The following is a 13,414-nucleotide window of genomic DNA, read 5'->3' as shown; positions in this document are numbered from 1 at the left end:
CGCTCCTACTCACTCGTCGGGTCGCTCATTGGCATAGACGCGCGGGACACGCGATCCGATGCGGGTGACGATTTCGTACGCGATGGTGCCCGCCGCCTGCGCCCAGTCCTCGGCGGTCGGCTCGCCCCGGTCACCGGGACCGAACAGGACCGCTTCGGAGCCCACCTCCGGCTCGTCACCGCCGAGGTCGACCACGAACTGGTCCATGGCGATGCGTCCCGCGACCGTGCGCCACTTGCCGCCGACGAGCACGGGTCCTGTGCCGGACGCGTGGCGCGGGATCCCGTCCCCGTACCCGACCGGGACGAGGCCCAGGGTCGTGTCGCCGGGTGTGACGTAGTGATGCCCGTAACTGACGCCGTGACCCCCCGGGACGTGCTTCACGAGGGCGAGCGAGGCGCTGAGCGTCATGACGGGCCGCAGGCCGAACTCCTCCGGGGTGCCGACCTCGGGGCTCGGCGAGATCCCGTACATCGCGATCCCCGGTCGTACGAGATCGAAGTGTGTCTCCGGAAGCGTGAGCGTGCCCGGCGAGTTGGCGATGTGCCGCACCTCGGGGCGGATCCCGCGCTCCTCGGCAGCCGCGATCATCTCGCGGAAGAGGGTGAGTTGAGCGGCGATGGACGGATGTCCTGGCTCGTCGGCGCACGCGAAGTGCGACCAGATCCCGGTGACGCGCACCAGGCCCTCGGCCTCGGCCTGGCGCGCCTGCGAGACGAGCTCGGGCCAGTCGGCGGGCATGCAGCCGTTGCGCCCGAGGCCGGTGTCGGCCTTCAGCTGGATACGCGCGGTGCGCCCCACGGCCCGCGCGGCCGCGGACACTTCGCGCAGCGCCCAGAGCCCGCTCACCGACATGTCGAGGTCGGCCTCGACGCCCTCGCGCCAGGGGCCGCCCGGAGTCCACAGCCAGCACATGAGGCGCCCCTGGATCCCGGCGGCCCGCAGCGCGAGCGCCTCCTCGGGCGTCGCGGCGCCCACCCAGGTGGCTCCCGCCTCGACGGCGGCGCGGGCGCAGGGCACCATCCCATGGCCGTACGCGTCCGCCTTCACGACGGCCATGAAGGCGGCGCCTGGGGCGTGGGCGCGCAAAGTCCGCACGTTGGCCCGGAGGGCGGCCAGGTCGATCTCGGCGCGGGCACGCAAGGGTGCGGTCTCAGTCATAACGCCGACCAGTGTCTCAGAGCCCGCTGACACCCCGGCAGCCGCGCGCCTCAGGTCCCGGGCCTGCGTCCCCACGCGTAGACCCGGTCTCCCTTGTGCAGGGTCTTCCACAGGGCACGGGCGTCGTCGAGCCGCATATTCACGCAGCCGCGTGAGCCAGGGGGGCTGTAGATGTTGCCGTAGATGGCGTGGAAGGCCTGTCCTCCGTTGAAGAACTGGCTGTAGGGCATGGGGGTCTCGTAGATCGACGACCAGTGGTTCTTGTGCTTCCAGTAGATCTTGTGCCAGCCGACACGGGTCGCGTACCCGGCCCGCCCGCTCCGGATCGGCACGGGCCCGAGCAGCACCTTCTTCCCCTTCTGCACCCACATCAGCTGCCGCCGCAGATCGACGCAGGCGAGGCGGTACGCGCGCGTAGGGCATTTCCTCTCGGCGTTCGGCTTCTTGCGGGCGGAGATGAGCCGCATCCGCGCCCAGGTGACGGGCCCCGCGAAGCCGATGGCGGGCCGGATCCCTTCCTTCCGCTGGAAGGCACGGATGGCCCGGCAGTCCTTGGCGGACTGCTTCCCGTCCACGTCAAGCTTCAGCCACCGCTCGACGTCCCGCTGATGGGGCCCGGTACTCGCGCTGCACCGGGCGCCGGCCGACTTCCTGACGACCTCACCCGGCGGCACGTACTCGATGAGCTGCTCGCCGACGGCGTCGTCCGGCTCGATGGCGTCCTCGGCGGCGCTGGGGGTGTACACGTGCGGCGCCAGGTCCTGGTCCGGGGTGTCCAGCTGCCACGGGTGCCGCGGCGGAAGCGGGATGCCGGGGACGAGGCGGGCGGCGGGGGAGGCGGGGCTCGGCGGTGCGGGGTCGGCGAACGCGGGGCCTGCCGGGAGGGTGGCGGCCACCGCGAGCAGCACGGCCAGGCCGCGCTGAGCTGTCTTACTGATCATGCGATGAGCGAACCCCGCGGTGTGGCCTGTCGGCCTGTGCCGCGCGGTGGGGTCACCCGAAGAGCCGCCCTGACCGCAGGGCGCGACCAGCCGCCCGTTCCCCCGCAGCACCACCTGACCGAACAAGCTTTCCCGCCCACCCGCCCGTTTGCCCCGCAGCACGCGCCTGACCGAAGAACAAGACCGGATGGGCCGCAGTCGGGAACGCTCGCAAGGGGACGTGCCGGTATGTCCGCCCGGAGCACGGCTCGCGGCACTCCCCCTCCGAAGCACCAAGGCGGCCACCGGACGATAGCGAGGACGGACATACCGGCGCGGCACCGCACCCACAGACGAACCAGCCCCGCGGCCCGCACGCACCCGCAGCCGGAGCGACACCGCACCGCCAAGCCGGACGCTAGTCCCCCCGAACATCCCGCCAAGCCGCAGGAATCGCCTCCGCCACGTCCTGCGCCCCCACCGGCGCCCCATCCGCCGCATGCCGCCCAGCGAGCCCATGCAGATACGCGCCCACCGCCCCCGCGTCCCCCGCCCCGAGCCCCGCCGCGAGCAACGCCCCCGCCAGCCCCGACAGCACGTCCCCGCTGCCCGCGGTGGCCAGCCACGGCGTCCCCGTCGGGTTGACCCGCACCGCACCGCCCCCCGGGCCCGCGACCAGCGTCGTCGACCCCTTCAACAGCACCGTCGCCCCATACCGCCCCGCCAACTCCCGCACAGCGGCAAGACGCCCCCGCTCGACCTCCTCCCGCGCAACCCCCAACAGGGCAGCAGCCTCCCCCGCGTGCGGCGTGAGCAAGGTAGGCGCGCCCCGCCCCCGCACCGCCGCCGCATCGGCGAGCCGCAGCCCGTCCGCGTCGATCAGCACGGGCACATCGGCACCCACCACATCCGCGAGCCCCTCGGCGTCGTCCCCGAGCCCCGGACCGGCCACCCAGGCCTGCACCCGCCCCGCCCTGGACGGCGGCCCCGCGGAGACGAGGGCCTCCGGGAACCGGGCGATCACCGCATCCGCCGCATGCCCCACGTACCGCACGGCCCCCGCACCACCCCGCAGCGCACCGGCCACAGCGAGCACAGCGGCCCCGGGGTACCGGGCGGACCCGGCGACGATCCCCACGACACCCCGCCGGTACTTGTCGCTCTCCCCGGTCGGCATCGGCAGCAGCGAGGCCACATCGGCGTACTGAAAAGCCTCGACCTCAGCCTCCCCCACACCCACGCCCGCGCCCGCGCCCACACCAGCACCCGCACCCGCACCCGCACCCGCACCCAGCTCAAGCCCAATGTCGACCAGCCGCACGACCCCCGCGTACTCCCGCCCCGGATCGATCAACAACCCCGGCTTGTACGCCCCGAACGTCACCGTCACATCCGCCCGCACCGCCTCGCCGACGACGACACCGCTGTCCGCATCGACACCACTCGGCAGATCCACGGCAACCACCGGCGCCCCAAACGCCCTTACAGAACTCACCAGTTGAGCAGCCGGGGCCCGCAGTCCCCCCTTCCCCCCGATACCCACGATCCCGTCAACGACAAGATCGGCCCTCCGCAGAACACCCTCCGCACCCTCACCCGCGACAACCCGCCCCCCAGCCGCACGGAAGGCGGCAAGCCCACCCCCATGCACCCGTTCGGGCGAAAGCAGCACCGCGGACACCCCGGCCCCACGCCGGGCAAGCCGCGCCCCGGCGTACAGCGCGTCACCCCCGTTGTCCCCGCTCCCCACGAGCAGCACGACCCGGGAGCCGTAGACCTTGCCGAGCACCTCGGCACACACCACCGCGAGCCCCGCAGCGGCCCGCTGCATCAGGGCACCTTCCGGCACCCGAGCCATCAACTCCCGCTCAGCTGCCCTGACCGTCTCCACCGTGTACGCAGTACGCATACCCCGAGTGTCACCCAGCGCCGAGCACGACGCCCACCCCTCAGCAATCAGCCTTCGGCAATCAGCCTTCGGCAATCACCACGGCCGAAGCCACCCCCGCGTCATGACTCAGCGAGACATGCCACGACCGCACCCCCAACTCGGCGGCCCGCGCGGCCACCGTCCCCTTCACCCGCAGCCGCGGCTGCCCGCTCTCCTCGACGAACACCTCCGCGTCCGTCCACCGCAGCCCCGCAGGCGCCCCCAGCGCCTTGGCCAGCGCCTCCTTGGCCGCGAACCGCGCCGCCAGCGAGGCGATCCCGCGCCGCTCCCCGCTCGGCAGCAGCAACTCCCGCTCCACGAAGAGCCGCCCGGCCATCCCGGCCGTACGCTCAAGCGCCGCCTCGAACCGCTCGATCTCGGCCACGTCGATACCGACCCCAATAATCACGAGCAGCAGCCTACGAGCCCGCGCACCCCCAACCACCCAAGCCCCGCGGGGTGCGCAAGACCACAAACCCGCACACCCCAGCCGCCCAAGCCCCGCAGGGTGACGCACCCCACCCCCCGCCCCGTTCAAACAGCCGTAACAATGGACTGTGATCTCATCGGTCTCCGTACCCCCGACGACCGCGCGGAGCGCCCACCGGCACAGGCCGGAGGCGACTCCCTACGTCGACCTCACCCGCACCGAGTGGAGCGCCCTGCGTGACAAGACGCCGCTTCCCCTCACCGCCGCCGAGCTGGAGGAGCTGCGCGGCCTGGGCGATGTCATCGACCTGGACGAGGTGCGGGACATCTATCTCCCGCTCTCCCGCCTCCTCAACCTCTACGTAGGCGCCACCGACGGCCTGCGCGGCGCGCTCAACACCTTCCTCGGCGAGAAGGGCTCCCAGTCGGGCACGCCCTTCGTCATAGGAGTCGCGGGCTCGGTGGCGGTCGGCAAGTCGACCGTCGCCCGTCTCCTCCAGGCCCTTCTCTCCCGCTGGCCCGAGCACCCCCGCGTCGAGCGGGTGACGACGGACGGCTTCCTCCTGCCCACCAAGGAGCTGGAGGCCCGCGGCCTGATGTCCAGGAAGGGCTTCCCCGAGTCGTACGACAGAAGGGCCCTGACCCGCTTCGTGGCGGACATCAAGGCGGGCAAGGACGAGGTGACGGCGCCCGTCTACTCCCACCTGATCTACGACATCGTGCCGGACCAGCGCCTCACGGTCCGCCGCCCCGACATCCTCATCGTCGAGGGCATCAACGTCCTCCAGCCGGCCCTCCCCGGCAAGGACGGCCGCACCCGCGTGGGCCTCGCCGACTACTTCGACTTCAGCGTGTACGTGGACGCGCGCGCCGAGGACATCGAGCGCTGGTACCTGAACCGCTTCAAGAAGCTCCGCGCCACCGCGTTCCAGGACCCGTCCTCGTACTTCCGCAAGTACACCCAGGTCTCGGAGGAAGAGGCCCTGGACTACGCCCGCACGACCTGGCGCACCATCAACAAGCCCAACCTCCTGGAGAACGTGGCCCCGACGCGCGGCCGGGCCGCCCTGGTCATCCGCAAGGGCCCCGACCACAAGGTGAAGCGCCTGAGCCTGCGCAAGCTCTAGCCCCCGGGGACACCCCCGCTACGCTGCGCGCATGCTGCATCTACGCCTGATCACCCCGGCGGACAGAACCGATGACGTGGTGCGTCTGATCGAGGAGACGACCGGCACCACCCACCTCGCCGTGCTGCCGGGCGCGGCCCGCAACCCCTCGGGCGACGTCGTCATGTGCGACGTGGCCCGCGAGGCGGGCGACGAACTGATCGGCGGTCTGCGCGGGCTCGGCATCGACGAGTCGGGCTCGATCGCGGTCGAGAACATCGACCTGTCCCTGTCCCACCGCGCCGACAAGGCGGAGGAGGACGCCCCGGGCGAGGGCGCGGACGCGGTCCTGTGGGAGCAGCTCTCCGACGCGACCCACGAGGAGTCGACGCTCTCGATCACGTACGTCGCGTTCATCACGCTCGCCACGATGATCGCGGCCTGCGGCGTGGTCCTCGACAACGCGATCCTGATCGTCGGCGCGATGGCGGTGGGCCCCGAGTTCGGCCCCCTGGCGGGCTTCTGCACCGCCCTGGTCCAGCGCGCCCCGCGCCTGGCCCTGCGCTCGCTCATCGCGATACTGGTGGGCTTCGCGGTCGCGATGGTGGTGACCGTCGGCTTCAGCCACTTCATGGACGCGGTGAACCTGTTCAGCGACGACGCCCTGAAGTCGGAGCGCCCGAACACGAACTTCATCTACCGCCCCGACTGGTTCTCGTTCGTGGTGGCGGTCCTCGCGGGCGCGGCGGGCATGCTGTCCCTGACCTCGGCGAAGTCGGGCGCCCTGGTCGGCGTCGCGATCTCGGTGACGACGGTCCCCGCGGCGGCGAACGCGGCCGTGGCCTTCAGCTACGACGAGTACAAGCAGGCGTGGGGCTCCACCGAGCAGCTCCTGCTCAACCTGCTCGGCATCGTCCTCGCCGGTACGCTCACGCTCCTGACCCAGAAGCTCCTCTGGGCCAGGCAGCGCGAGCGCACCGCCAAGTCACAACCGTCCTAGCCGGGCAGCGGTCCCGGCCGGGCAACTGCCCTAACCCAGCGCGGACTTCACCACGTCGGCGAGCCGCTCGGCCACGGACTGCGCCTGGTCGATGTCGGCGGCCTCGACCATGACGCGCACCAGCGGCTCCGTGCCGGACGACCGCAGCAGCACCCGTCCCGTGGCCCCCAGTTCACGCTCGGCCTCGGCGACGGCGGCCGTCAGCTCGGCGGAGGTGGTGACCCGGGACTTGTCGACGTCGGGCACATTGATCAGGACCTGCGGAAGCCGCTCCATGACCCCGGCGAGCTCGGCGAGGCTGCGCCCGGTCTCGGCGACGCGCGCCGCGAGCAGAAGGCCCGTCAGCGTGCCGTCACCCGTGGTCGCGTGGTCGAGGATGATCACGTGCCCGGACTGCTCGCCCCCGAGGGCGAAGCCGTTCTGCTTCATCGACTCCAGCACATAGCGGTCGCCGACACCGGTCTGCACCAGGGAGAGACCCTCGCGCTCCATGGCGAGCTTGAAGCCCAGGTTCGACATGACCGTCGCGACGACCGTGTCCGAGCGCAGCGTGCCGTGCTCGCGCATGGCGAGCGCCAGGACGGCCAGGATCTGGTCGCCGTCGATCTCGGCGCCCGTGTGGTCCACGGCGAGGCAGCGGTCCGCGTCGCCGTCGTGCGCGACACCGAAGTCGGCGCCGTGCTCGACGACGGCGGCCTTCAGGAGGCCCAGGTGCGTGGAGCCGCAGCCGTCGTTGATGTTCAGGCCGTCGGGCTTGGCGCCGATCGTGATGATCTCGGCACCGGCGCGCGCGAACGCCTCGGGCGAGACACGGGCGGCGGCGCCGTGCGCCTCGTCGAGGACGATCTTCAGTCCGTCGAGGCGGTTGGGGAGCACACCGAGGAGATGCGCGACGTACTGGTCGAGGCCCTGGTCGTACGTCTGCACACGGCCGACGCCCGCGCCCGTGGGCCGCTGCCAGGGAGCGCCGGTGCGGTGCTCCTCGTACACGGACTCGATGCGGTCCTCGAGCTCGTCGGGCAGTTTGTGGCCGCCGCGCGCGAAGAACTTGATGCCGTTGTCCGGCATGGCGTTGTGGCTCGCGGAGAGCATCACGCCGAGGTCGGCGCCCAGCGCACCGGTGAGATGCGCCACCGCGGGGGTGGGCAGCACACCGACGAGCTGGACGTCCACGCCCGCGCTCGCGAGACCGGCTACCACCGCGGCCTCCAGGAACTCCCCTGACGCGCGGGGGTCTCGTCCGACCACCGCGACCGGCCGATGGCCCTCGAACGTGCCCGCTTCGCCGAGCACATGAGCCGCCGCCACGGAGAGCCCGAGCGCGAGCTCGGCCGTCAGATCCGCGTTGGCGACACCGCGCACGCCGTCCGTGCCGAAGAGTCGTCCCACTGCTGTCCTCCTCCGGACTTCTACCCCGGGATCACCGGGGTCCCGCCCTGGGATCACCAGGATCTCCAGGGTTCCCGATAAACGAACGCCCCGGCAGCACACAACGTGCCGCCGGGGCGAACGAACAGTACAAGCAGGCAGATTAGCGCTTGCTGTACTGCGGAGCCTTGCGAGCCTTCTTGAGACCGGCCTTCTTGCGCTCGACCGCACGGTCGTCACGCTTGAGGTAACCGGCCTTCTTGAGGGCGGCGCGGTTGTTGTCGACGTCGGCCTCGTTCAGCGCACGGGCGACACCGAGACGGAGCGCACCGGCCTGACCGGAGACGCCGCCACCCGAGATGCGGGCGATGACGTCGTAGCGGTTGTCGAGCTCGAGCACCTTGAAGGGCTCGTTGACTTCCTGCTGGTGGACCTTGTTCGGGAAGTAGTCCTCGAGCGTGCGCCCGTTGACCTTCCACTTGCCGGTGCCCGGGACGATCCGGACACGGGCGATCGCGTTCTTGCGACGGCCCAGGCCGGCGGCCGGCTGCGGGTCGCCGAAGCGCGCGGCGTTCGACTCCGAGGTGTACTCGCCCTCGACGGGCGCCTCGGACTCGGTGGTGTACTGCTCTACGTCAACAACCTCGGTCTCTTCGACCGGCTGCTCAACGGTGGTCTCGGCCACGATTCTCCTCAGATTTCTTTACGTCTTTGGGGGTGGCCGGAACTACTGCGCGACCTGGGTGATCTCGAACGGGACCGGCTGCTGAGCGCCGTGCGGGTGCTGGTCGCCCGCGTAGACCTTCAGCTTCGAGAGCATCTGACGGCCCAGGGTGTTCTTGGGGATCATGCCCTTGATGGCCTTCTCGACGGCCTTCTCGGGGTTCTTCGCAAGAAGCTCGTCGTAGCGGACGGAACGCAGACCACCCGGGTAGCCGGAGTGGCGGTACGCCATCTTCTGGGTCTTCTTGTTGCCGGACAGGTGAACCTTGTCGGCGTTGATGATGATGACGAAGTCGCCCATGTCCATGTGGGGGGCGTAGATCGCCTTGTGCTTGCCCCGCAGGAGGTTGGCGGCAGTGGTCGCCAGACGGCCCAGGACGATGTCCTGAGCGTCAATGACGTGCCACTGGCGGGTCACATCGCCGGGCTTAGGGCTGTACGTACGCACTTCGTAGCCTTCGCTTCTTCAGTGGATGGGGTCCAGACACACGGCACCCAGGAAGCGATCATGCAGCTGGGGCTCACAGTGCCGGGGACGCTGCCCGTATGCGAGCCACTGGTAACTGCTCCAGGGAACCTACGTATGGGCCCTTCGCGTGAGAACGACGACACCAATACGCATAACAATCCTCGAGACTACCCGCGCCGCCCCGTACGGGTCAAAACGCGGCTCTGGAGACCGGCACCGGCGGCTCTTCCACCACAGGCGGGTCTGCGCTCTCCAGGGTAGCCCCGCCCTTCCGGACACAGCTCCGGGCGACCGTGACCGCCAGCACGCAGAGCGTCACGCAGTCCCGGAAGGCCCGCCTGGTGCCCGGCTCGAGCCAGGGCCAGCTGAACCCCGGAACCTGCGGTACGAGCGCCACCCAGAACCACGGCCCCCGGGCCACAGCCCCCGGCACCAGCGCCCCCGCGAGCAGCAGCGGCACGACCACCAGCAGGTAGTGGTCGTACGAGGGCCTGGACACCAGGAAGGCCGCCAGCATCAGCATCACGGCCGTCTCGACCACCCGCAGCTCCCCCGGCCCCCGACCACCCTTCCACCGCCGCCAGGCGCACCAGACCCCCGCTCCTGCCGCCGCGAGGGCGAGCAGCGACGCCACCCCCTGCGGCACCCCGAGCCGCGGCAGGATCGCGGCGGGCGACGCCTCGTAGAGCCGTACGAAGCTGTCGTCGCCCCGCAGCAGGAACGGCAGCGTCCGCGTGAAGAACCCCGCGGGGTCCGGCATCGCGAGCGCGGCCCCGGCGGACACCACCGCCGGCACGAGCACCGCGGCCCCGAGCCCCTTCCACCGCCGCGCGAAGACGAAGAGCAGCACCACCGGCGCGAGCAGCGGCTTCACGGCGACGGCCACCCCGATGACCAGCCCCGCGGCCACCCACTTCCCCCGGCAGACGAGGAGCAGCGCGAGCGGCAGCGCCGCCGCCGACGCCACGGTCCAGTTCCCGAGGCCGATCAGATGCCCGAACGGCGCGAACCCCACGGCGAGCGCGAGCAGACCGAGCACCGCGAACCGGCTGCGCCACGCCACCCCGTGGATCCGCAGCGCGCACCCCCACCCGACGACGAGCGAGGCCGTGACCCCCGCCGGGACGAGGAACCGCACGACGGACTGCGGGAGCAGCGCCTGCGGCACCGCGGCGAGCACGGCGCCCGGCAGATAGAGGAAGTGCCGGTCGGCATAGGGCGAACGCCCCTCGAGCCAGGCCTCGGCCGCCCGCACCACGATGGCGTTGTCCATCCCGCCGTCCGGGCCCCGCAGCCCCACGCGCACGACCGCGGCGAGGAGCACGACTCCGAGCGCCGCCCAGCCGTGCCAGGTCACCGGCCGCAACAACCACCCGCTAACAGCTACTTTGCCCGTGTTCATACGGATCAGGCTAGGCCGGGCCCCTCCCCGGACCCCCGCTCAACATCCCCAACTCCCCGTCTAAGATGCGGCGCATGAGCTTTGGGCAAGGGGGACCTCAGTGGGGTCCAGGGGATTCACAGACCCCTGACTGGGCGGCGCTCGCCGAGGCGTCCGAATCGCGCACCCGGCGCCGCAAATGGCTGATGATCGGTGGCGGCGCGCTCGCCACCGTCGTGGTCGCGGCCGCGGTCGCCGTCGCGGTCGTCTCCGCGAACAGCGACAACTCCTCCGCCGCGAACAAACCGGCCAGCGAGCTGCCCTCGACCGCGGACATCCCCGGCGCGAGCGAGAACCCCGGCCCGTCCTTCGAGGAGACGACGCCGCCGCCCCCGCCGGACCCCAAGGAGTTCATCTCCAGCGCCAAGAAGGACAAGGCGCCGCTCAGCGCCGACACGCTCTTCCCCGGCAAGTCGCTGACCTCGGGCGACCGTGTCTACAAGAAGGGCGACACGGACGGCACGAAGAAGTGCGCGAGCGTCACGCAGGCCAAGCTGGCCGCGGTCCTCACCAAGAACGACTGCACGCAGCTCTTCCGCGCCAGCTACGTGAAGGACAACATCGCCGTCACGGTCGGCGTCGCCGTCTTCGACACGGCGGCCCAGGCCGCCAAGGCCAACGACCAGGCGAAGGAAGGCCTGGTCCTCTCCCTGTCCGGCAAGGGCATCCCCGCCTTCTGCCGTACGGCGGTCTGCCGCGGCACGTACAACGCCTACGGCCGTTACGCCTACTTCACGACCTCCGGCTTCACCAGCGACAAGGACGTCACGGAGAAGGAGCGCAAGGTCTACACCGTCGGCGACGACCTGGCCCGCTTCGCCTTCGGCCAGATCAACCGGCGGGGCGAGGCCCAGGCCTCTGCCGCGGCCAACGCCCCCGAGTAGTCCGGCAGTCGGGGCTCAGCAGCACCCGGCGCCGGGCAACGTCCGCTTGTTGCGCGCTTCCTTGGCGCGCGCGGCGAGCAACTCGTCGGCGGGGTAACCCACTTCCTCAAGGGTCAGCCCGTGCGGCCGTACGACATGCACGGCGGAGTCCCGCACCCCGGCGGCGAGCACCTTGGCGGGCCACTCCACGGGGCGATGCCCGTCCCCCACGAACAACATGGCGCCGACCAGCGACCGCACCATGTTGTGGCAGAAGGCATCGGCCCGCACGGTCGCCTCGAGGATCCCGTCCGGCCGCCGCTCCCAGCGCAGTTCCTGGAGCGTACGAATGGTCGTGGCGCCCTCACGCTTCTTGCAGTAGGCGGCGAAGTCGTGCTCGCCGACGAGCTTCTCGGCGGCGGCGTTCATGGCGTCGAGGTCCAACTCCCAGTCGTGCCACAGCACATGACTGCGCAACAGCGGGTCGACGCCGCCCGGATTGTCGGTCACGCGATAGGCGTAACGCCGCCACACGGCCGCGAACCGCGCGTTGAATCCGGCAGGCGCCTCGGCCACCTTCCAGACCCGCACGTCGTGCGGCAGCCGCCCGGCGAGCCGCCGCAGCAGCTTGTCGCTGTGCTCGGCCCACACGTCCTCGGGCAGATCGACGTGAGCGACCTGCCCCCGCGCGTGCACCCCGCTGTCGGTCCGCCCGGCGACGGTCAGCTCGTACGTCTCCCGCGACCGCGTCACGGTCCGCAGCGCGTCCTCGATCTCGCCCTGGACGGTCCGCTGCCCCTGCCGCTGCTTGGCCCAGCCGGAGAATTCCTTGCCGTCGTACGAAAGGTCGAGACGCACCCGTACGAACCCGGGCTCCACTTCATCACTCACACCAGTAATCCTCTCAGCACCAGGGACATGCGAAAGCGGGCCCGCCCCGAAGGGCGGACCCGCTCACAGCAAGGCAGAGCCTCAGGCGTCCTTGGACTCCTCGGCAGCGTCCTCAGCGGGCTTCGCGTCCTCGACGGGCGCGTCGTCCTTCTTGAGGGCGTCTTCCTTGACGGCACGCTTGGTGGCCGCCTCGGCCTCACCGGTGGCAGCCTGCGCCACGGTCAGGGCCTCGACCAGCTCGATGATCGCCATGGGCGCGTTGTCGCCACGACGGTTACCGATCTTGGTGATACGCGTGTAACCACCGGGGCGGTTCTCGTAGCGCGGGCCGATCTCCGTGAAGAGCGTGTGCACGATGCTCTTGTCGGTGATGACGGACAGCACCTGGCGGCGGTTGTGAAGGTCACCCTTCTTCGCCTTGGTGACCAGACGCTCCGCGTAGGGACGCAGACGACGGGCCTTCGCCTCGGTGGTGGTGATGCGGCCGTACTCGAAGAGCTGCTTGGCGAGGTTCGCCAGAAGAAGCTTCTCGTGCGCGGCGCTGCCGCCCATACGGGCACCCTTGGTGGGCTTCGGCATGGTGTTTCTCCTTGTTGTCTGCCCCGGCCGTATCAGGTACCGGGGTCAGTGGCACCCGCGCCCCGTAAGGGGCGCGGGGAACTGCGCGAGCAACCAGAACGCACGCGCAGCCAAAATCAAACCGTCAGTCCCGAGCTCTTAGTACTGCTCGGTCTCGACGAACCCGGCGTCCGCGTCGTCGTCGGCGCCAAAGGCGTCAGCGGCAGCGGTCGGGTCGAAGCCGGGAGGCGAGTCCTTCAGCGCGAGGCCCATGCCGTTCAGCTTCATCTTGACCTCGTCGATCGACTTCGCACCGAAGTTGCGGATGTCGAGCAGGTCCGCCTCGGAGCGGGCCACGAGCTCACCCACGGAGTGGATGCCCTCGCGCTTGAGGCAGTTGTACGACCGAACGGTGAGCTCGAGCTCCTCGATCGGCAGGGCGAGATCGGCGGCCAGGGCCGCGTCCGTCGGCGAGGGGCCCATGTCGATGCCCTCGGCGTCGATGTTGAGCTCGCGCGCCAGACCGAACAGCTCGACCAGGGTCTTGCCCGCGGA

14 protein-coding genes are annotated in these 13,414 nt (G+C 70.8%); 3 read left to right on the top strand and 11 right to left on the bottom strand.

The window, feature by feature from the left end:
• Window positions 1–9: 9 nt before the first annotated feature.
• The 4 genes from alr to ABZ833_RS31515 form a co-directional block, all read right to left on the bottom strand.
• Complete coding sequence (alr, locus tag ABZ833_RS31530; protein WP_361053580.1) at window positions 10–1,161, bottom strand: alanine racemase; 1,152 nt, start codon at window positions 1,159–1,161, stop codon at window positions 10–12.
• A 50-nt stretch (window positions 1,162–1,211) separates the two neighbouring features.
• Window positions 1,212–2,102 carry a L,D-transpeptidase family protein gene (locus ABZ833_RS31525; protein ID WP_361053577.1) on the bottom strand — a complete coding sequence of 297 codons (891 nt, stop codon included), beginning with the start codon at window positions 2,100–2,102 and terminating at the stop codon, window positions 1,212–1,214.
• Between the two features lie 397 nt (window positions 2,103–2,499).
• Complete coding sequence (locus ABZ833_RS31520; protein ID WP_361053574.1) at window positions 2,500–3,990, bottom strand: NAD(P)H-hydrate dehydratase; 1,491 nt, start codon at window positions 3,988–3,990, stop codon at window positions 2,500–2,502.
• A gap of 61 nt (window positions 3,991–4,051) precedes the next feature.
• Window positions 4,052–4,420 carry a holo-ACP synthase gene (locus ABZ833_RS31515; RefSeq protein WP_361053571.1) on the bottom strand — a complete coding sequence of 123 codons (369 nt, stop codon included), beginning with the start codon at window positions 4,418–4,420 and terminating at the stop codon, window positions 4,052–4,054.
• A 148-nt stretch (window positions 4,421–4,568) separates the two neighbouring features.
• Here ABZ833_RS31515 and coaA point away from each other — a divergent pair, with 148 nt between their 5' ends.
• Window positions 4,569–5,567 carry a type I pantothenate kinase gene (gene coaA / locus ABZ833_RS31510; RefSeq protein WP_361053569.1) on the top strand — a complete coding sequence of 333 codons (999 nt, stop codon included), beginning with the start codon at window positions 4,569–4,571 and terminating at the stop codon, window positions 5,565–5,567.
• Window positions 5,568–5,598: 31 nt separating this feature from the next.
• The gene (locus ABZ833_RS31505) at window positions 5,599–6,546 is read left to right on the top strand and encodes a DUF389 domain-containing protein (RefSeq protein WP_361053566.1); all 948 of its coding nucleotides are present in this window, start codon (window positions 5,599–5,601) and stop codon (window positions 6,544–6,546) included.
• Window positions 6,547–6,576: 30 nt separating this feature from the next.
• On the opposite strand, the gene glmM is transcribed toward ABZ833_RS31505, so the two are convergent.
• The 4 genes from glmM to ABZ833_RS31485 all read right to left on the bottom strand — a co-directional run bounded on the left by glmM (window position 6,577) and on the right by ABZ833_RS31485 (window position 10,508).
• Entirely contained in the window at window positions 6,577–7,935 is a 1,359-nt protein-coding gene (gene glmM, locus ABZ833_RS31500) for a phosphoglucosamine mutase (RefSeq protein ID WP_361053563.1), read from the bottom strand.
• Window positions 7,936–8,077: 142 nt separating this feature from the next.
• Entirely contained in the window at window positions 8,078–8,599 is a 522-nt protein-coding gene (gene rpsI / locus ABZ833_RS31495; protein WP_249588321.1) for a 30S ribosomal protein S9, read from the bottom strand.
• Between the two features lie 42 nt (window positions 8,600–8,641).
• The gene (gene rplM, locus ABZ833_RS31490) at window positions 8,642–9,085 is read right to left on the bottom strand and encodes a 50S ribosomal protein L13 (protein WP_190084432.1); all 444 of its coding nucleotides are present in this window, start codon (window positions 9,083–9,085) and stop codon (window positions 8,642–8,644) included.
• Between the two features lie 211 nt (window positions 9,086–9,296).
• Window positions 9,297–10,508: a glycosyltransferase family 87 protein gene (locus ABZ833_RS31485; RefSeq protein WP_361053558.1), complete on the bottom strand. Its 1,212-nt coding sequence runs from the start codon at window positions 10,506–10,508 to the stop codon at window positions 9,297–9,299.
• A 74-nt stretch (window positions 10,509–10,582) separates the two neighbouring features.
• Here ABZ833_RS31485 and ABZ833_RS31480 point away from each other — a divergent pair, with 74 nt between their 5' ends.
• Window positions 10,583–11,431: a hypothetical protein gene (locus ABZ833_RS31480; protein ID WP_249588324.1), complete on the top strand. Its 849-nt coding sequence runs from the start codon at window positions 10,583–10,585 to the stop codon at window positions 11,429–11,431.
• A 15-nt stretch (window positions 11,432–11,446) separates the two neighbouring features.
• On the opposite strand, the gene truA is transcribed toward ABZ833_RS31480, so the two are convergent.
• The 3 genes from truA to ABZ833_RS31465 form a co-directional block, all read right to left on the bottom strand.
• Window positions 11,447–12,301 carry a tRNA pseudouridine(38-40) synthase TruA gene (gene truA / locus ABZ833_RS31475; protein WP_361053555.1) on the bottom strand — a complete coding sequence of 285 codons (855 nt, stop codon included), beginning with the start codon at window positions 12,299–12,301 and terminating at the stop codon, window positions 11,447–11,449.
• Between the two features lie 81 nt (window positions 12,302–12,382).
• Window positions 12,383–12,880: a 50S ribosomal protein L17 gene (gene rplQ / locus ABZ833_RS31470; protein WP_361053552.1), complete on the bottom strand. Its 498-nt coding sequence runs from the start codon at window positions 12,878–12,880 to the stop codon at window positions 12,383–12,385.
• Between the two features lie 138 nt (window positions 12,881–13,018).
• Window positions 13,019–13,414: DNA-directed RNA polymerase subunit alpha C-terminal domain-containing protein (locus ABZ833_RS31465; protein WP_361053549.1), on the bottom strand; the 396-nt coding region annotated here is incomplete at its 5' end.

The organism is Streptomyces sp. NPDC047525 (assembly GCF_040643025.1).
GTDB lineage: Bacteria > Actinomycetota > Actinomycetes > Streptomycetales > Streptomycetaceae > Streptomyces > Streptomyces durmitorensis.
The sequence above is the reverse complement of the archived record's forward strand: the minus strand, read 5'-3'. Positions and strand labels throughout refer to the sequence as shown.